This is a genomic window from Macrococcus armenti (genome assembly GCF_020097135.1).
GTDB lineage: Bacteria > Bacillota > Bacilli > Staphylococcales > Staphylococcaceae > Macrococcoides > Macrococcoides armenti.
In genome coordinates this window covers 1,695,198-1,711,315 of record NZ_CP083608.1, presented here as the reverse complement: position 1 = coordinate 1,711,315, position 16,118 = coordinate 1,695,198, and the positions used below count along the sequence as shown (strand labels likewise).

Genomic DNA, 16,118 nt, shown 5'->3' with positions numbered 1-16,118 from the left:
GATTAAATGACGAGTTTAGCAAACGAAGTATTAAAGCAGTTAGACGAATTCCATACGTTCGACCAACCGTACGATGACGATTTAACAGTATGGCTACATCAAGCGTATGCTGAAACGATTAAAGCAGGCAAAGGAGTAGATTGGACGAAGATATACTTTAGTCCGTCTAGCGCTAATGCGTGTCCTAGAGCGTTATATGAAAAGGCAAAGAAACGTAAGAAAGATAAGCGCGCATGGCCTCCGCATCAAAGACGATGGACTGCGACAGGTACGAAGATAGGCGATATGCTGCAAGAAGAATTTCTATTATGCGAACGCCATTACGAAAAGTTTACCGGTAAGAAACCGAGATTTACGATGGGGTTAGTTGATAACGGTAAAGGCGATAAAGTACCGGCATTCGAAGACTTTATCTTTAAGCAGCATTTCGTTGAGCATAACGGAGAAACGTTTAGTATTCTCGGTACTAGCGATGGCATTTTAGTCGATAACGAAACCGGTAAGCTAGTCGGATTAGAGATTAAGTCGAAGCAGCAAACGCCGTCTAAAACGTCATTAAAGGCGATGACTGCACCGCAAGAATCACACGTTAAGCAATGCGTATGCTATTCGATTATGTACGATATCGACCAATATGTGATTGCGTATTATAACACGGCAAAGAAAGCGTGGGATATGACGGATGCAGAATACGCAGCAACACCGGATTTACGATTATTCGATGTAACAGTCGGAGAAGACGAGAAGGAAGACGTATTAGATTTCTTTGCGGATATCACACGTAGAGTACGTGAGAATGATCCACCTTTACCGGACTTAACGAAGTGGCGATTTAACGACTTCAAGACGGCAATATGTGAATCGCTGACAGACGAAGAAGTAGCGAAACTAGAGATGATTGCGCCATTTATTGCAGAAGACTTACCTGCGTGGCAGAAACGCTCTATAGACGAGGCGCTCGCGGATATTAAACGACGTAGAGCCGAATTAATCGGTTGAGCAACTTTACACTAAGTGTCCGAAAAGGCGATTTTAAATCGTTAATATAATAGGAGGCGATAATATGAAATTAAACGAATTGAAACGAATTGCGGAAGAACACGGTTGCCGTTTAAGAGAAGGATACGATGATATGACGATTGTAGATTACGGAGATAGTGTTGTAGCCGCTGTAGATAACAGATTATGTTGCGTATTAGATACTATAATAGGCAGGTTTACTACGAATTATGACGAACTTAAACCCGTAATTACTGCGGCAGTTGAGTACGCAATGACACCGATTGAAGACCGTAAAGAAGATGAGTTATATTACGTAAGGTATCCGAGTATTGCAGGAGTGAATAACCCGGACGACCACGTTTATGTTAATCATAGACGCAGTGATAAAGAATATGATTTTATGTCAAGCGCGCAGTTTGGCGAGTATCAAACGCAGTTCACTACGAAAGAAATCGAAGCGATGCCGGAATCGATTCAACAAGCGATTCAAAAAGGCATACTCGAAGTAATCGAGGTGTCCGAAGTTGACGGTTAGTTATCTCGGATTAGACTTATCATTCGCTAAGACCGGATGGAGTGTTATCGAAGTTAAAGACGGTGTACCGTCGATTAAAGCGGCAGGATTAATCGTATCTGATACGAAGAAAGACGCAACACAACGTATAGACGATACAGTAACCGAAATTAAGTACATCGCAAGTAAGACGAATCCTGCGGCGCTAGTTAAAGAAGCGTCAATCATTAGACAAGTATCGTCTGCAACACCGGTAATTAAAACGCACGCCGTATTTGAACACGAATTAAGCGGGTTATATACGCTAGACGACGTATCTAATTCGACTGTCAAAGCGTGGGCTAGAACGGTTACAGGATCGGACGGAAAACGCAAGGACAAAGAAATGGTAGCGGAAGCAGTCGAGTTGTACTACGGTAAGATACCGCAGATATGGACGGCTAAAGGTCGCCTGCTAGACGATGTTGCTGACGCTATCGCATTAATGACGTTATGGCTCGAAAGAGAAGGCGTTATACAGACGAAATTTAAACGAAAGAAGGCGAAGTAGAATGCGTGGATTAGTCGCAGATATAGCTATTATCGGTATTGTTGCGTTATCAACGTTTATCTTTGCGTTATTTATCGGAGCAGTAGGCAGCGTGTTTACTCACGTAGACATCGTTCATAACGCCACTATTGCTGCCGGATATAACGGATTAGCAACCGTATTTATGGCGTTGTTAGGAGCGTTGTTTCCTTATGACGAAGAATAAGCCGATTATTGCATATTACAGTATGACCGGTAATGTACGTCGATTCGTTGAGGACTACCTAGACGGGTACGAGACGATTGATATTACCGAAGTTGACAACGTTGATAGTCCGTATGTTCTGATAACACCGACATACTACTTCGGGCAAGTGCCGGAAGAGGTAAACGATTTTCTTGTGGTTAATAGCGAGACTATGGTAGGCGTTATTGCAAGCGGACAGATGAATTGGGGCGTTAATTACGGTAAGGCAGGCGATATTATAAGCGATCATTATGGAGTACCGTTGATTGCGAAGTTTGAACTGCGCGGAACTAAGTACGATGGAGAACGTATTAAACGAAAACTAAACAAAATGGAGACGCAGTAGCGCTCTAAAAAAGGAGACGATGATATGAGCGAAGAAAAAAAGGTATACGAAATGTCGATTACAGGATATTGGTCGATGGATACAACGTTTGAAGTTGAGCCGGGAGAAGACCCGTACGATGTTGCGCATGATATAGCGATGACAGAAGTACCTTCCGATGTAGAAATCGATAGTATCGAAGTTTATTAAAACGGAATGGAGCGATAAGCATGGCGGTATTTGGCGTATTCGAAGTAATTAACGAAGGCACTAGCGACGAAGTACACGTACTACTGAAAGCGTTCGTCAGCGAATACAAGGCGCGACAGTATGCGAATACGAGTTACTTGATCGTAAAAGAAATCGAAATAGACGGAGGTTATGCGTAATGGAAGAGTTACAACGCGTATTTAACGAAGTAGAGACGAAAGTAACCGAAGGTAACGAATCATCCGTTGCCTTAGCGATTGTAATCACGGAAGATGGCGGATTTATTTCGTACAAAGGAACGACAGTAGCGTTAGCTGCGGTACTAATTCAGAAACCCGAATTATTAGACGTTCTGAAATCGGCAGTAAACGTAGCAGACGCATTTAACGAATCAAACGAATAAGGAGCGGTTTAATTGAGCAAACACGTTGAATTAAATAACGAAATAACAAAGACAGGCAGTAACGGATTCTACACTCTCGATAAAGACCGTGAAGCAATCGAGGCTTTCGTAGAAGAAGTAAGAGAACGCAGAATGCGATTTGACTCGATACAGGAACGATTTGAATGGTTGATTGAAAACGATTATTACTACGATGTATTCGAGCAATATTCGCTTGACGATGTAATAGAAGTAACGGAAGTGACGGAAAGCTACAACTTTAAGTTCGCTAGTTATATGGCTATAACGAAGTTCTTTAAAGATTACGCATTAAAGACGAATGATAAATCGATGTATCTCGAAGACTATGCGGAACATAACGCAATCGTATCTTTATACCTAGCCGGCGGAGATAAGGAGTTTGCGATTAGATTAGCAAGAGCCTTAATGGAACAGCGATATCAACCCGCAACTCCTACGTATATGAACGCAGGAAGAGCGCGTAGAGGCGAAATGGTCTCGTGTTTCTTACTTAGTATCGAAGATTCTTTAAACGGAATTAGCTTTGCTGAATCGAACGCAGCGCAGTTATCTAAGCTAGGAGGTGGAGTTGCTATAGACGGATCACGCTTACGTTCACGCGGAAGCAGTATTAAAGGAATCGAAGGCGTAGCTAAAGGCGTATTACCGGTTGCTAAAATGCTAGAAGGGAAGTTCTCGTATGCAGACCAATTAGGACAACGTCCCCGGCGCAGGCGCTATCTACATTAATATATTCCATTACGACTCACTCGAAGTAATCGGCAGCAAGAAGATTAACGCTGACGAGGACGCGCGCTTATCTACGTTGTCAGTAGGCTTAACTATTCCGGATAAGTTCTTTGAATTAGCGGAGAAAGGCGAAATGATGTATATGTTCGACCCTTATACCGTTAAGAAGGAATACGGCATCGACTTGCAGGATATCGATTTAGACAAGTATTACGACGATATGAAACGTAATCCTAACGTACGTAAGAAGTCTACAGACGCTCGTGAGTATCTGACAACGATCGCTAAGACGCAGATTGAGTCCGGATATCCTTACATAGTATTTAAGGATAACGCTAACCGCAGTCATGCGCTTAAAGATATTGGGACGATTCAGATGTCTAATTTGTGTTAAATCCTAGCACCTTTAAGCAGTAATGCTTATCGAAAAGCCGCCTAAACGGGGAAACTCTTTCGAGACAATCCCGTGCTAAATTTTGTCGAAGTAAACGAAAAATAAACGAAAAGGAGGGTCAAGATTGTTTGATGTATATGAAATACATTGCGTTAATACTGATACAAAGTATATCGGTAGGAGCGTTGAATTGGAGAAGCGATGGAGATCGCACAAGAATATGTTAAAAAGTAATACGCATTATAACACGAGAATGCAAGACGATTGGAATATGTACGGGGAAGAATCGTTTTATTTCAACGTTTTAGAGACCGTAAGTGATAAAGAAGAAGCCATCGCTATTGAACAGAAATATATTGATACTACCGAAAGAAAGTACAATATATCAAATGCCCGAGACGGTGGGGACACATTCTCAAACAACCCTAGAGCAGCAGAAATATCTGCCTTAAAGAGCAGGGTATTTAGCGGTAAAGGTAATCCGATGTATGGGCGACCTAAATCCCAAAGAATGTTGGATAGGGTTAAAGAAGTTAATTCTAAACCGGTTGTGGCCGAAGGAGTTGAGTATGCTTCGATGACAGAAGCCGCTAAGGCTCACGGCGTAAGCGTATCGACTGTAGGAAACCGCGCACGATCTGAAAAGTTTACGGAATGGTACTACCTCGACAAATAAATGCCGAACGACTATCCCGAAAGGGAGTACATTCAAGCGAATGGAAACGGTGGCTATCCGCAACTTACGGATAATGATATAGTCTACTCTTTGCAGCGATGTAAAGCAGTTCATAAGAGAACGGGCAACGCCTAGCGAACGTTGTCGAATATAAAGGACGGAAATTTTCAATCTAATGGACGAGCATACGATTAACGACTACGGAAAAGAAGACGTAATTGGGCGCGATATATCGTGTAATTTAGGCTCGCTTAATATCGTAAACGTAATGGAATCGGGCAAACTTAAAGATTCGGTGCATACAGGTGTTGACGCGCTAACTGCCGTTACAGACGGAACATCTATCGATAATGCTCCGGGAGTTAAGAAGGCAAACGACGAACTACATTCTATCGGTTTAGGCTCGATGAATTTGCACGGATTCTTAGCGAAGAATTTAATCCCATATGAGTCCGAGCAGGCAAAGGATTTCGTAAACGTATTCTTTGCGGCAGTACGTTATTACTCGATTCAACGTTCTATGCAGATTGCGAAAGAACGCGGAATTACGTTTAAAGATTTCGATAAATCGGAGTATGCGAAAGGTACGGTATTTGAGCCGTATATTGCTGACGATATTATTCCGACACATACGCAGGTGTACGAATTATTTGACGGTATTGAATTGCCTTCTGTGGAAGATTGGCGACAATTACGAGATGACGTTAAAAAGTACGGTATGTATCACGGGTATTTAAGCGCAATTGCTCCTAAATAATTGGGCGCTAGCAAACGCTAGTGATAACTTTCTTGAATTGCGGGAACACCCTAACGTAAAGACGAGGGCAATCCGCAGCTAAGCCTTACTCTAGCGGTAAGGAAAGTTCAACGACTATTCCGTAGCGGGAAGTACGCCTAAGCAGGCGGAAGTGGGAAAGGATCGGTAAATCCGATTGTGATATAGTCTGACCTTGCGGGAAACCGTAAGCAGCCGAAAAGGCGGGGTAAAATTAGCGACTTTACTCGAACACAAGTGACTCAAAGTATTTCATACGTACAAAACGCAACAAGCGCTTTATCTCCTATTGTAGAACACATTGAACGTAGAACATACGGTAATGCTGAAACGTTTTATCCTATGCCGTATCTATCGCCGAAGACAGTCTTTGCGTATAAGACTGCGTGGAATATCGATATGTATAAGATGATCGACCTTATCGCTACTGCGCAGCAGCACATCGACCAAGGTATCGCAACGATATTATTCGTTGATAGCGATATTGACACTCGAGAACTAGCACGTTATTACATTTATGCGCATAGAAAAGGATTGAAGTCGCTTTACTATACGCGTAATAGACTGTTAAGCATGGAAGAATGTACATCATGTGCAGTATAAAAGCGGTATATAACAGAAAGGACGGATTAAATGCACGCAATAAATTGGAATAAACCGGAGAATATATTTAACGTGCTATGGCGACAAAACATAGCGCAGATGTGGACGGATACCGAATTCAAGGTATCCCGAGACATTCCTTCGTGGGAAGAACTTAGTTTAGACGAAAAGGCAGCGTACTCTAAGATACTTGCGGGATTAACAGGATTAGATACGCTACAGGGAGACGTAGGTATGCCGTTAATTATGATGGATACGGACACGGATCGTAAGCGAGCAGTATTCTCGTTTATGGCGTTTATGGAACACATGCACGCTAAAAGCTACTCAACGATATTTACTACGTTATTACCACCGTCTGAAACGGATTATCTTTTAGACGAATTCACGAAAGAGCAGCCGCAGTTAGTTAAGAAAGCGGATAAAATCGCAAAAACATATCTCGAGATTAATCCGGATATATCGGTAAAACCTATGCCGTATAAAGAGCGCGGTAGATATGATTTGTTTGCGTCATACATGGCACGGGTTGCCTCGGTATTCCTAGAATCCTTCTTATTCTATAGCGGATTCTACTATCCGTTATATCTGAAAGGCAACGGAAAGATGGTTGCGTCCGGAGAAATCATACGAAAGATTCTACTAGACGAAAGTATACACGGAGTGGCAGTCGGATTAGATGCGCAGGATATCTATAAGCACCTAGACGTTGAAAGCAAAGCCGAGGCGGATAAAGCACGCGAAGAACTGTTACAAACGTTATATGATAACGAAGTTCAATACGCTAAAGAGATTTACAGTCCGCTAGGCAGCGAAATATTAGATGATGTACTGCGCTATGTAAGATACAACGCAAATAAGGCGTTAGCTAATCTAGGCGTTAAAGAAGCGTTCCCTCACGAGGAGTTTAATCCGGTTGTTATGAACGCTTTAGATACGAAGACAAGTACTCACGACTTCTTCTCGGTTAAAGGCGACGGCTACGAGATCGCACGTAATAGTACGCCACTAGCTGACGAAGACTTCGTATTTAATTTCGATAACTAATCGACAGGAGGCGATATTATGGACGCTAATCCGTTCGTAACGATAAACCTTTATATGAAGAGAGGCGCTCACTATTTCGCAGTAATGTGGAAAGACGATGTTGCTGCCGTCGTAACTGCGTTTGAAGGCGCTAATCCGTTATACAAGACAAAGATGACGATGACATCAGTTAGTGGCGATACAGTCACGGTAGACTTACAGGACGTTGAATGCGTCCTAACGTCGTCTTCCGATGATTATTCTGACTACGAAGAATACACGGAGGTTTACGATGACTAAACTACATGGAAGCGTATTATTATACGGATTAAGAGAACGTATGACAGACGAGCAGGAGGCGATGGTTGAATCGATTTTAACGAATAGGCTTACGATAGTGAATGCGAAGGCCGGTACAGGTAAAACGACTATTGCCGTTGCAATGGCGAAGTATCTATACGAAACTAACGGACAACGCTGCGTATTCCTATTCGGTACACCGCAAGAAAGAACGCTAGGATACCGTCCCGGAACTACTGCGGAAAAGGAACTCGAATATTTAGCGCCATTAATCGACGCTTTACAGGAATGTGGCGAGCAAGACCCGTTAAACATTATTCAGCAGGCGGGAGATTTCGTTGGTAGCGATAAGAAGTGGATTGAGGCGCGCTCGCATACGTTTACTCGCGGTACTAATCTGAAAGGTAAGACGGTTATAGTGGAAGAAGCGCAGAATCTAACGCGAGGCGAGTTAAAGAAGGTATTAACGCGTATTAGTGACGATTGTACGGTTATCATGATCGGCCACGACGGTCAATGCGATTTACCGAAACAGTCTTCTAGCGGATTTATCCCGTACTTAGAACACTTTAGAAACGAAGATTATTGCGAAGTAATCACGCTTACAAAATCCTTCCGCGGAGACTTAGCTGAACATGCGGATAAGCTAACGTGGGATTAAACGAAAAATAAACGAAAGAGGCGATTGTTTGACGCGTAAATACAGAGCAGAAATCGTCACAATCGTATTACTCCTTTTGCTGCTGATTTATACGGTAGCACTCGGAGTATTCGATAAAGACGATAGCAAGGACGCAGAAGAAACGAAGACAATAACGAAATCAACCGAAGTTAATCACGAAGTAAAACGATTACCCGAATATAAACCGAAGAAGGAGTTGACTGCGCACAATGACGGCAGAAATAACGATACTAGCGATAGTACAGACGGTACAGGCAATCGCATTAATAACGATGTTAAGGACGATTCACTTGCAGTCGCAGAAGATATCGGAACTCAACCGACTGTACCGCAGGAAGTCAGTATTGAATCCGGATATAACGGCGATACAGAAGGCGCAGATAGAAGTGTGGAAGCAGCGACAAGAAACGTAGAAAGAGGCGCTGAAAGAGCGACAGGAAGAACGATATATGCGACGGCTACGTACTATACGGCTAATTGCGCAGGGTGTACAGGAATAACCGCAGCAGGATATGACGTAAGCAACACGACCCATGCGAATGGCTATCGTGTTATTGCGACTGACCCTAGCGTTATTCCGTTAGGAACGATTGTGCAAGTTGATACACCGTACGAATCGTTTACTGCTATTGCAGGAGACACAGGCGGTGCTATAAACGGCAGTACAATCGATATCCTAGTCGGAAGTGAATCCGAAGCAATCAGTAAAGGTCGTCATGACGTTACATTGACGGTTATAAACGAATAATAAACGAAAGGGGCGTTGATAGATGGCGAATTTAGACGTGCATTTCAGTAGCGCAACTAACGAATGGGCTACGCCGCAAGCGTTATTCGACGCTTTAAACGAAAAATATGCGTTTACGTTAGACCCGTGTAGTGACGGAATTAACGCAAAGTGCGATAAATTCTTTACGGTTGAAGACGACGGCTTAGCGCAAGATTGGTCGCAGGATATCGTATTCATGAATCCGCCTTATGGACGTGATATTGGCGATTGGGTACGCAAGGCATACGAAGAAAGCGTTAAGGGTGCTACGGTTGTTTGCTTAATACCTTCTAGGACGGATACACGGTATTGGCACGACTACGTAATGAAAGCGGACGAAATCTGCTTAATCAAAGGGCGCGTTAAGTTCGGTGGCAGTAAGCAGTCTGCACCGTTCCCTAGCGCTATAGTAACGTTTAGTGGCGCAGAGAGAGAGAGTCCGTTGCTGTCAAGTATGGACGTAATAAACGATAAATAAACGAAAGAAGGACGATTAAATATGACGAATAAATTACCTATATTATTTACAACGAAATCGTGTACGCAATGCCAAGCATTAAAGGCGCAGTTAGCGCTTAACAATATCGAAGTCGAGATTGTCGATGCAGAAGAGCATCCGATTAAAGCTGCGGAATACGAAGTAGGATTTAAAGTACCGCATTTAGTCGCTGAAAACGGCGATAGATTTATCGGCGGCGGAGAAGGTATGCGATATATAAGCGAAAAGCTAGGAGGTAAACGATAATGCGACAACACATAGCGAATGTATGCTTAGGATCGATGGTAGTAATGTTTTTTAACGCAGTAGTATTTGACGAAACATTCGATGCTACAAAGGCTATATCTACGGTTATCATTTTTACGGTAATCTACGCAACACTTAACGGAATAGATTTACTTATTACAGAAATACGATTTAGACGCAATAAGGCTAAGCAGGCGAAGGTCGATAGGCTAAGACGTTCAGTAAGGCGCGCAGAAGACTTGTTGAATGGCGGAGGCGAAGTAAATGATTAGATTCGTAACAAACGCAATAATGACACTAATTGTCGTGTTATTACTCGCTGCTAAGGTCGCAGTAGTAACGGACGTAGCGCCTAATTGGTTATTCTACGTTGATAACTATATAACGGTTTATATCATTTTTGCAATATTAGACGTATTAAATTTCTTGTATTCGGTATGGAATACGACAGGAGGAGACGAAGTATGATAAATAAAGGCGAAGCTATAGTTAATGTCGATTTATTTACATGGCATTGCGGCGACGGATGCTGCTATGAAGAGGGTTACGATGTAACTATCGAAATTGATGGTATAGAAGTTTTAGATAAGCGATATATGTGGGAATACGATGCGTACGCAGTTCAAGACGCACTAGAATCGCTAGGTTATAAGGTAACTATAAACGAATAGGAGACGATTAAATGACGAATAAACAGGTATATCTCGCGGGAGACATGCTTTCATTCGGAGCGCAACGACAACGAGCGTATGAAGCCGAAGAATTACGTAAAGCAGGCGCTACAGTATATGCACCGCAAGAAGACGCTAGTATTAACGATAAAGCAAACGCAGTACAGGACGGTCTAGCTGAACGTATTGTACGCAATGATACGCAGGGCATTATGGAAAGCGATATTATCGTGATTGATGCGCACGAGAACGGTAAAGGAACGCTAGTAGAACTCGGACAGATAAAAGGTATGCGAGATGTTGCTTGCGATATTTTAAGTATTTTTGCCGTTTTAGATGCCGGATTAATGAGCAATGAAGCAGCGCTAGCGTCTGTCAAAGAATACTGCGCAGAGGCCGTTAAAAAGCGCATACTACCGCACAACACCGACATACGCCGTGCTAACACGTCATCACAATCGGGCGATCGTCGTGAGTATGGCGTTAATCAATACGTATACGGAACGGTATTAGACTTAACGAACGGTCACGGTTTCTACGAATTTGACGAGATTATAGGCGAAGTAGCGAAAGAAGTGGGCGAATGAGATACGTTTTAGTAACGGACGATAGCTGCTTAGTTAGTCTGACGGCTAAACGTTGGGCTAACGATAAAGCAGTAGAAATCGTTGATATAAACGAATGTGAATCGGTAATCGACTTATACGACGTAGGACGACTTCCCACGTTGTTGGCGATAGGAGATTACGGAGTTATTCACGGAAGACTGAACGGGTTTAATAAAGCGTTCTATGACAGTATGTATGCGGGTATTTAAACGAAAAACAAACGAAATGGAGTCGATTATGTGAAGATGGATAAAGTTGCAGGTAGCGGCAATGACGAGTTCTACACGCCTAGGTACGCAATAGATCCGATATTAAAATATGTCCCAAACGATGCTACAGTATGGTGTCCGTTTGATACCGAAGAAAGTAACTTTGTGAAAATGCTTAAAGAACGAGGTAATACGGTAGTAGCAACGCATTTACAAAGCGGCCAAGACTTCTTTGAAACCTATATTGATTGCGATTATATTATCAGTAATCCTCCGTACTCAATAAAGGCAGATGTTTTAGATAGATTGTTTACGTTAGATAAGCCGTTTGCAATGCTTATCGGCGTTGTAGGCTTATTTGAATCGCAAAGGAGATTCGAGATGTTCCGAGATAATCCGTTTGAAATAATGTATCTGAATCGCAGGGTAGCGTACTTTAAGGATTACGCTGACGAGAAGCCGTCCTTAAATCCGCCATTCAGTAGCGTGTATTTATGCAGTAAAGTGTTGCCGGAGCGCATTGTATTCGAAGAAATCACTAAACGATAAATAAACGAAATGGAGACGATTATATGACGAATAAAAGAACGATTAAAGCGGGCGATTTATTAGTAATTACGAAGTTAAACGGGGAAGATGTTAAACCGCCTAAAGTTGTGACGGCATTAACTACGCCAAATCACGCAGACCAATTAAACTTTGCACCGGATATTGACGGCGAATGTACGCTTGATACAGTAGAGTTTTGCGACGTTTGGTACTTCGCAGATGAATACGAATTAGCGCCGCAAAAAGAGTACGACGACGAGGCCTTAACGCCTTCATATAGCGCAGTAGCAACGTCATTAGACGATTATACAGGCGTTAATATTACCGCTGAATCATTATCGTTCGAAAGCGATTCAGACAAAGCGTTAGCAACGATTAGTCCGGATAGTCTTGCGTTTAAAGAATCGCAGAAGGATAACGTAAATCATCCGGATCATTATACGACAGGGAAGACGGAAGTAATCGATATTCTCGAAGACTTAGCGAGTAGATACGATAATCCGGTGGACGCTTATCTCGTAGCTACTGCGGCTAAGTATCTATTCCGTAGTCCATTTAAAGGCGCGCAGGAACAGGATATCCGCAAAGCCGTATGGTACTTAACGAGATTAGCCGATAATATTGCGGACAGAAACGAAGAATAAACGAAAAGGGGCGTTGATAATGCGAATTGATTACGAAGAGTTAACGCTTCCCGTAGTTAGAAGAAGACATACTGTTCCTAAAAACGATTTTGTATCTTATATGCGATCTAGTAGACAGACTAGTGGTCTGAGGTTACAAGATATTGCGGACAGTATTGGCGTTAATAAAACAGAAGTAGAACATTGGTTTAGGACGGATAACTGCTTTTCCGTGCCTAGACCGGATGTGTGGAACGACGTAAAAAGAATACTGTCTTTAGACGACAGGTATGACGACGTTGTAACCGAGTTTATAGAGGTTGAAGGTGTGTTTGAAAAAGCAGGGAGATGTTATTGGACTGACGGTATCGCCCCTACGTTAACTAGCGCAGGAGCGGCTGAATTAATATTTGAGCAAGATATAAACGAAAAACAAACGAAAGAGGGCGATGGTTTGACGAACACACAAACGCAATATAATGGAGAAAAGAAACCGTTTAAGTATATTAGTTTATTCGCAGGTATCGGAGGTTTTGATTTCGGATTAGATGCAGTAGGAGGCGAGTGTGTATTCGCTAGTGAAATCGATAAGTTCGCTAGTGAAGCGTATAGAACGCTGCATAATGGCGACGTACTGCACGGAGATATTACGAAGATTGACGCAGAAGACGTTCCCGATCACGATGTCATGGCGGCAGGATTTCCTTGTCAAGCGTTCTCGGTCGCGGGTAAGCGCGGAGGATTCGAAGACGCTCGAGGTACGTTATTCTTCGAAGTAGCGCGTATTGCTTCCGTGAAGCAACCTAGCGTATTGCTTCTCGAAAACGTTAAAGGATTAGTCGGACACGATAAAGGAAAAACGCTAGATACTATTGTTAAAACGTTGAATGATATCGGGTATAGAGTGGATTTTGACGTACTTAACTCGAAGTATTTCGGAGTACCGCAGAATCGTGAGCGTATCTTTATCGTTGCAGTACGAGAAGATTTAGTTGATAACGAAGAATGGAATATCGTAGGAACAAACGTTGTTGCAAAAGGTAAGAAACGCATCAGTCAGTATGAAGGCGTTAAGACGTTTAACTTCGCCTATCCGGATAATGATACGGTTGACCTTCGATTGATTGACGTATTAGAAACAAGCGTTGACGAGAAGTATTATTTAAGCGAAGAGAAGTCGAATTTTATCTTTAGTCGTGTTAAGCACGAAGGAAGACTTGGCAAGAGTACTCCGCAGATTGGAGACTATAGATACGATGAGGGATTGCGTATTAGAAAAGATGACAACAGTCCTACACTGCGAGCAAACATGAAGACTATGGGTAGCGCCTCTTTAGACATGTCTAATACAATCTTCGCTATAGAAGGCGTAGCAGACCGCACACGAAACGGACAAAAAACGCTAGAGCCTAACGGACAAGAAGTTGCTAACGCATTAACATCGGTGCAACACGATTCTATGGCGTTCGAAAAGCCTGCGTTACGTATTCGTAAACTAACGCCTAAAGAGTGTTGGCGTCTTCAAGGCTTTACTGACGAGCAGCATGATGTCGTAGAGGCGGCAGGTATCTCGAACTCACAGCGCTATAAACAAGCAGGAAATGCCGTTACTGTAAACGTTATTATTGCGTTAGGAGAACGCCTGCTTACTTATCTACCGTAGTAACCTCGTCAAACACGATAAACCTAGCGTTAGACATCTCTTCGTTATAAGCGAAGTTTATCGCTTGTATTGACGGATCGTTGCCGTGGCTGCGGTGTACTTCTTCTTTTAAACGGGCAGACGTTACGTAGCCGCGTGCATCGATATAATGCGTTCTACCGAATTTATCGATTAAGAACTGTTTAGACTGCTTATTATACGCAAGACCAACGTAATCTTTATGCGATAGTCCATGCGTTTTAAATAAATCCTTCGTTAAATAGAAACGTCGCAACTGCACGTCAAAGCGAATGAATGGCGTTTTATCTGACGGTAGTAATACGAATCCTTCGGGTATTGCGTATGTCATACGATGACCTCCTTTTAACGAATTATAAACGATAACAACGAATTTTACAACGATATTTAAACGAAAGAAGTGAAACGATGGTTGAACTGACGAAGAAGAAACGGTATACAAAAGAAATTATACGAGGTTTACTCGAAAACAGGGCGTTCCTAAGCGCATTAGACTTCATGCACGCGCCAACCGATATGACACCGATAATAGATTTCGATATTGCGTTAAAGAATGCTGACCTATCCGCTAGTGAGCGGTTAATCGTCGATACAGTATATACCGATAATGTCAGCGAATATAACGAATCCATTCTTTATTGGGCGGATAAGATAGACGTTAATGAACGACATATCAGACGCTTGCGAGATTCGATCGTAGATAAGGTACATGCGGAGATTAATCGGGGGTTAAGCGATGTTTAACTTTACCGACGATTACAATACGGAATTTGACGCATATATAGACGATTTATACACGCAGTTAGATACGAAGGGGTACGATGTATTTACGCAGGAACTACGCTGCTTATCAGTTTTAATCGGTGCAGAAGCGTACATATATCATACGGATAAACGACCTTCTCCTGCGCAGCTAGACCGTATGGCAACGCTGATACTAAAGACCGATAAGAAGAAACGTAAAGGGTCGATAGTAGCACGCGAAGAATATCCGTTCTTGTCCGAACGCCAATACGAAACTAGGTTACGAAAGGAATCGTCTTTTGCGGGTGCAGGCGGTTACGATTCAAGAGGCGTTAGTAGGAACGTTCCTACACGATTTAATCGTATTAAGACGGAGTTAAAGCTAAAGAAAGTTAAATAACGTTCTTTCTGCGGAGTATATCCGTTGAAAGATACGCAGGAAGATACGGGGGAGTTATCCGATTTAGATTCGGGTATCTAATCCGTATTTTTTTCGTCTTTATACGTATAGGCAGCGGCAGATATGCGGTTAAAGATGCGCATAAAGAACGGAGGGGGATCGCTGATTTTCTTTTGGCGAATCAATTCGAATTTATTTTCGTTATTACTCCGGTTAAAGAATCGGAGGGGATTTCGCAATTTTCTTTTCGGAATTGAATTCGAATTTTTTCGTTAGAGGCCGCAGAATTAACCGAAGGGGGTATCGTGATTTACTTTACGAGATTCAATTGGAATTTTTTCGTTTTGGGTCGTAATTAATCCGCAGAATGATACGTAGAAAGATTCGCAAAAATAGTCGAAGGGGGTGTCGGATATTTCTCCGCCATTTCAGTCGATTTTTTTTTCGTTTTTATCCGCAGAAGAACGGCTGAATGATCGGAGGGACGGGCGCATCTTTCTACGCAATCAATCCGAAAAAGGCCATAAAAATACGCCTACGATGACGAGTCGTAGACGCTATAAACGAAAAATAAGCGAATGGATATGCCGTTTAAGTGTCCGCAATAACACAGTCTTTTTTGCGAGAAAGACTACGGGTATCCTAGACGATTTATAAAGCGAGGACGAGTCGCCTTATATCTG

General features: G+C 42.5%; 26 protein-coding genes and 3 pseudogenes. 28 read left to right on the top strand and 1 reads right to left on the bottom strand.

Features of this window, described 5'->3' with window-relative positions; all coding sequences use genetic code 11:
- Positions 1 to 6 precede the first annotated feature (6 nt).
- The 26 genes and pseudogenes from LAU42_RS09075 (at position 7) to dcm (ending at position 14,273) form a co-directional block, all read left to right on the top strand.
- The gene (locus tag LAU42_RS09075; RefSeq protein ID WP_224183279.1) at positions 7 to 999 is read left to right on the top strand and encodes a hypothetical protein; all 993 of its coding nucleotides are present in this window, start codon (positions 7 to 9) and stop codon (positions 997 to 999) included.
- Between the two features lie 64 nt (positions 1,000 to 1,063).
- Entirely contained in the window at positions 1,064 to 1,537 is a 474-nt protein-coding gene (locus LAU42_RS09070; RefSeq protein WP_224183278.1) for a hypothetical protein, read from the top strand.
- Positions 1,527 to 2,066 carry a RuvC family protein gene (locus LAU42_RS09065; RefSeq protein ID WP_224183277.1) on the top strand — a complete coding sequence of 180 codons (540 nt, stop codon included), beginning with the start codon at positions 1,527 to 1,529 and terminating at the stop codon, positions 2,064 to 2,066. The genes LAU42_RS09070 and LAU42_RS09065 overlap by 11 nt, the downstream gene beginning before the upstream one ends.
- A 1-nt stretch (position 2,067) precedes the next feature.
- Positions 2,068 to 2,271, top strand: coding sequence for a hypothetical protein (locus LAU42_RS09060; RefSeq protein WP_224183276.1), 204 nt, complete (start codon positions 2,068 to 2,070; stop codon positions 2,269 to 2,271).
- Positions 2,258 to 2,638, top strand: coding sequence for a class Ib ribonucleoside-diphosphate reductase assembly flavoprotein NrdI (gene nrdI / locus LAU42_RS09055; protein WP_224183275.1), 381 nt, complete (start codon positions 2,258 to 2,260; stop codon positions 2,636 to 2,638). The genes LAU42_RS09060 and nrdI overlap by 14 nt, the downstream gene beginning before the upstream one ends.
- 24 nt (positions 2,639 to 2,662) lie before the next feature.
- Complete coding sequence (locus tag LAU42_RS09050) at positions 2,663 to 2,827, top strand: hypothetical protein (RefSeq protein WP_224183274.1); 165 nt, start codon at positions 2,663 to 2,665, stop codon at positions 2,825 to 2,827.
- A gap of 20 nt (positions 2,828 to 2,847) precedes the next feature.
- Complete coding sequence (locus tag LAU42_RS09045) at positions 2,848 to 3,006, top strand: hypothetical protein (RefSeq protein WP_224183273.1); 159 nt, start codon at positions 2,848 to 2,850, stop codon at positions 3,004 to 3,006.
- Positions 3,006 to 3,230 (top strand): hypothetical protein, encoded by a 225-nt coding sequence (locus LAU42_RS09040; protein ID WP_224183272.1) that lies wholly within the window; start codon positions 3,006 to 3,008, stop codon positions 3,228 to 3,230. The genes LAU42_RS09045 and LAU42_RS09040 overlap by 1 nt, the downstream gene beginning before the upstream one ends.
- A 12-nt stretch (positions 3,231 to 3,242) precedes the next feature.
- Positions 3,243 to 4,371, top strand: a pseudogene (locus LAU42_RS09035) (ribonucleotide reductase N-terminal alpha domain-containing protein); the annotation flags it as partial.
- A 127-nt stretch (positions 4,372 to 4,498) separates the two neighbouring features.
- On the top strand, positions 4,499 to 5,050 hold the full coding sequence (locus LAU42_RS09030; RefSeq protein ID WP_224183271.1) for a GIY-YIG nuclease family protein: 552 nt from the start codon (positions 4,499 to 4,501) through the stop codon (positions 5,048 to 5,050).
- Positions 5,051 to 5,207: 157 nt separating this feature from the next.
- Positions 5,208 to 5,801, top strand: a pseudogene (locus LAU42_RS09025) (ribonucleotide-diphosphate reductase subunit alpha); the annotation flags it as partial.
- 264 nt (positions 5,802 to 6,065) lie between these two features.
- Positions 6,066 to 6,428, top strand: a pseudogene (locus tag LAU42_RS09020) (ribonucleotide-diphosphate reductase subunit alpha); the annotation flags it as partial.
- 30 nt (positions 6,429 to 6,458) lie between these two features.
- On the top strand, positions 6,459 to 7,475 hold the full coding sequence (gene nrdF / locus LAU42_RS09015; RefSeq protein WP_224183270.1) for a class 1b ribonucleoside-diphosphate reductase subunit beta: 1,017 nt from the start codon (positions 6,459 to 6,461) through the stop codon (positions 7,473 to 7,475).
- Between the two features lie 18 nt (positions 7,476 to 7,493).
- The gene (locus LAU42_RS09010) at positions 7,494 to 7,754 is read left to right on the top strand and encodes a hypothetical protein (protein ID WP_224183269.1); all 261 of its coding nucleotides are present in this window, start codon (positions 7,494 to 7,496) and stop codon (positions 7,752 to 7,754) included.
- Positions 7,747 to 8,415 carry a PhoH family protein gene (locus LAU42_RS09005; protein WP_224183268.1) on the top strand — a complete coding sequence of 223 codons (669 nt, stop codon included), beginning with the start codon at positions 7,747 to 7,749 and terminating at the stop codon, positions 8,413 to 8,415. Before LAU42_RS09010 ends, LAU42_RS09005 begins: the two co-directional genes overlap by 8 nt.
- Positions 8,416 to 8,443: 28 nt before the next feature.
- The gene (locus LAU42_RS09000; RefSeq protein ID WP_224183267.1) at positions 8,444 to 9,184 is read left to right on the top strand and encodes a 3D domain-containing protein; all 741 of its coding nucleotides are present in this window, start codon (positions 8,444 to 8,446) and stop codon (positions 9,182 to 9,184) included.
- Between the two features lie 22 nt (positions 9,185 to 9,206).
- A complete protein-coding gene (locus LAU42_RS08995) occupies positions 9,207 to 9,683 on the top strand; it encodes a phage N-6-adenine-methyltransferase (RefSeq protein ID WP_224183266.1) in 477 nt (158 codons plus the stop codon).
- Positions 9,684 to 9,704: 21 nt separating this feature from the next.
- Positions 9,705 to 9,950, top strand: a complete 246-nt coding sequence (locus tag LAU42_RS08990) for a glutaredoxin family protein (RefSeq protein WP_224183265.1) — start codon at positions 9,705 to 9,707, stop codon at positions 9,948 to 9,950.
- On the top strand, positions 9,950 to 10,222 hold the full coding sequence (locus LAU42_RS08985) for a hypothetical protein (protein ID WP_224183264.1): 273 nt from the start codon (positions 9,950 to 9,952) through the stop codon (positions 10,220 to 10,222). The genes LAU42_RS08990 and LAU42_RS08985 overlap by 1 nt, the downstream gene beginning before the upstream one ends.
- Positions 10,215 to 10,418, top strand: a complete 204-nt coding sequence (locus tag LAU42_RS08980) for a hypothetical protein (RefSeq protein ID WP_224183263.1) — start codon at positions 10,215 to 10,217, stop codon at positions 10,416 to 10,418. Before LAU42_RS08985 ends, LAU42_RS08980 begins: the two co-directional genes overlap by 8 nt.
- Complete coding sequence (locus LAU42_RS08975; RefSeq protein ID WP_224183262.1) at positions 10,415 to 10,621, top strand: hypothetical protein; 207 nt, start codon at positions 10,415 to 10,417, stop codon at positions 10,619 to 10,621. Before LAU42_RS08980 ends, LAU42_RS08975 begins: the two co-directional genes overlap by 4 nt.
- Before the next feature lie 11 nt (positions 10,622 to 10,632).
- Positions 10,633 to 11,208: a nucleoside 2-deoxyribosyltransferase gene (locus LAU42_RS08970; protein ID WP_224183261.1), complete on the top strand. Its 576-nt coding sequence runs from the start codon at positions 10,633 to 10,635 to the stop codon at positions 11,206 to 11,208.
- Positions 11,205 to 11,438, top strand: coding sequence for a hypothetical protein (locus tag LAU42_RS08965; RefSeq protein ID WP_224183260.1), 234 nt, complete (start codon positions 11,205 to 11,207; stop codon positions 11,436 to 11,438). The genes LAU42_RS08970 and LAU42_RS08965 overlap by 4 nt, the downstream gene beginning before the upstream one ends.
- A gap of 30 nt (positions 11,439 to 11,468) precedes the next feature.
- A complete protein-coding gene (locus LAU42_RS08960) occupies positions 11,469 to 11,987 on the top strand; it encodes a hypothetical protein (RefSeq protein WP_224183259.1) in 519 nt (172 codons plus the stop codon).
- Positions 11,988 to 12,010: 23 nt separating this feature from the next.
- A complete protein-coding gene (locus LAU42_RS08955; protein ID WP_224183258.1) occupies positions 12,011 to 12,631 on the top strand; it encodes a DUF3310 domain-containing protein in 621 nt (206 codons plus the stop codon).
- Positions 12,632 to 12,650: 19 nt separating this feature from the next.
- A complete protein-coding gene (gene dcm / locus LAU42_RS08950; RefSeq protein WP_224183257.1) occupies positions 12,651 to 14,273 on the top strand; it encodes a DNA (cytosine-5-)-methyltransferase in 1,623 nt (540 codons plus the stop codon).
- On the opposite strand, the gene LAU42_RS08945 is transcribed toward dcm, so the two are convergent.
- Positions 14,257 to 14,622: a hypothetical protein gene (locus tag LAU42_RS08945; protein WP_224183256.1), complete on the bottom strand. Its 366-nt coding sequence runs from the start codon at positions 14,620 to 14,622 to the stop codon at positions 14,257 to 14,259. The two genes, dcm and LAU42_RS08945, sit on opposite strands and share 17 nt — an antisense overlap.
- A gap of 77 nt (positions 14,623 to 14,699) precedes the next feature.
- Between LAU42_RS08945 and LAU42_RS08940 the strand changes: the two genes are divergently transcribed.
- Together LAU42_RS08940 and LAU42_RS08935 are read left to right on the top strand one after the other, a co-directional pair.
- The gene (locus tag LAU42_RS08940) at positions 14,700 to 15,035 is read left to right on the top strand and encodes a hypothetical protein (protein ID WP_224183255.1); all 336 of its coding nucleotides are present in this window, start codon (positions 14,700 to 14,702) and stop codon (positions 15,033 to 15,035) included.
- Positions 15,028 to 15,435, top strand: coding sequence for a hypothetical protein (locus tag LAU42_RS08935; RefSeq protein WP_224183254.1), 408 nt, complete (start codon positions 15,028 to 15,030; stop codon positions 15,433 to 15,435). The genes LAU42_RS08940 and LAU42_RS08935 overlap by 8 nt, the downstream gene beginning before the upstream one ends.
- Positions 15,436 to 16,118: the final 683 nt, after the last annotated feature.

Bases quoted from the DNA above. Each gene is read 5' to 3' on its own strand.
- LAU42_RS09075 (WP_224183279.1), top strand. From the start codon at position 7: ATGACGAGTTTAGCAAACGAAGTATTAAAGCAGTTAGACGAATTCCAT.
- LAU42_RS09070 (WP_224183278.1), top strand. From the start codon at position 1,064: ATGAAATTAAACGAATTGAAACGAATTGCGGAAGAACACGGTTGCCGT.
- LAU42_RS09060 (WP_224183276.1), top strand. From the start codon at position 2,068: ATGCGTGGATTAGTCGCAGATATAGCTATTATCGGTATTGTTGCGTTA.
- nrdI (WP_224183275.1), top strand. From the start codon at position 2,258: ATGACGAAGAATAAGCCGATTATTGCATATTACAGTATGACCGGTAAT.
- LAU42_RS09050 (WP_224183274.1), top strand. From the start codon at position 2,663: ATGAGCGAAGAAAAAAAGGTATACGAAATGTCGATTACAGGATATTGG.
- LAU42_RS09045 (WP_224183273.1), top strand. From the start codon at position 2,848: ATGGCGGTATTTGGCGTATTCGAAGTAATTAACGAAGGCACTAGCGAC.
- LAU42_RS09040 (WP_224183272.1), top strand. From the start codon at position 3,006: ATGGAAGAGTTACAACGCGTATTTAACGAAGTAGAGACGAAAGTAACC.
- nrdF (WP_224183270.1), top strand. From the start codon at position 6,459: ATGCACGCAATAAATTGGAATAAACCGGAGAATATATTTAACGTGCTA.
- LAU42_RS09010 (WP_224183269.1), top strand. From the start codon at position 7,494: ATGGACGCTAATCCGTTCGTAACGATAAACCTTTATATGAAGAGAGGC.
- LAU42_RS09005 (WP_224183268.1), top strand. From the start codon at position 7,747: ATGACTAAACTACATGGAAGCGTATTATTATACGGATTAAGAGAACGT.
- LAU42_RS08995 (WP_224183266.1), top strand. From the start codon at position 9,207: ATGGCGAATTTAGACGTGCATTTCAGTAGCGCAACTAACGAATGGGCT.
- LAU42_RS08990 (WP_224183265.1), top strand. From the start codon at position 9,705: ATGACGAATAAATTACCTATATTATTTACAACGAAATCGTGTACGCAA.
- LAU42_RS08985 (WP_224183264.1), top strand. From the start codon at position 9,950: ATGCGACAACACATAGCGAATGTATGCTTAGGATCGATGGTAGTAATG.
- LAU42_RS08980 (WP_224183263.1), top strand. From the start codon at position 10,215: ATGATTAGATTCGTAACAAACGCAATAATGACACTAATTGTCGTGTTA.
- LAU42_RS08975 (WP_224183262.1), top strand. From the start codon at position 10,415: ATGATAAATAAAGGCGAAGCTATAGTTAATGTCGATTTATTTACATGG.
- LAU42_RS08970 (WP_224183261.1), top strand. From the start codon at position 10,633: ATGACGAATAAACAGGTATATCTCGCGGGAGACATGCTTTCATTCGGA.
- LAU42_RS08965 (WP_224183260.1), top strand. From the start codon at position 11,205: ATGAGATACGTTTTAGTAACGGACGATAGCTGCTTAGTTAGTCTGACG.
- LAU42_RS08955 (WP_224183258.1), top strand. From the start codon at position 12,011: ATGACGAATAAAAGAACGATTAAAGCGGGCGATTTATTAGTAATTACG.
- dcm (WP_224183257.1), top strand. From the start codon at position 12,651: ATGCGAATTGATTACGAAGAGTTAACGCTTCCCGTAGTTAGAAGAAGA.
- LAU42_RS08945 (WP_224183256.1), bottom strand. From the start codon at position 14,622: ATGACATACGCAATACCCGAAGGATTCGTATTACTACCGTCAGATAAA.
- LAU42_RS08940 (WP_224183255.1), top strand. From the start codon at position 14,700: ATGGTTGAACTGACGAAGAAGAAACGGTATACAAAAGAAATTATACGA.
- LAU42_RS08935 (WP_224183254.1), top strand. From the start codon at position 15,028: ATGTTTAACTTTACCGACGATTACAATACGGAATTTGACGCATATATA.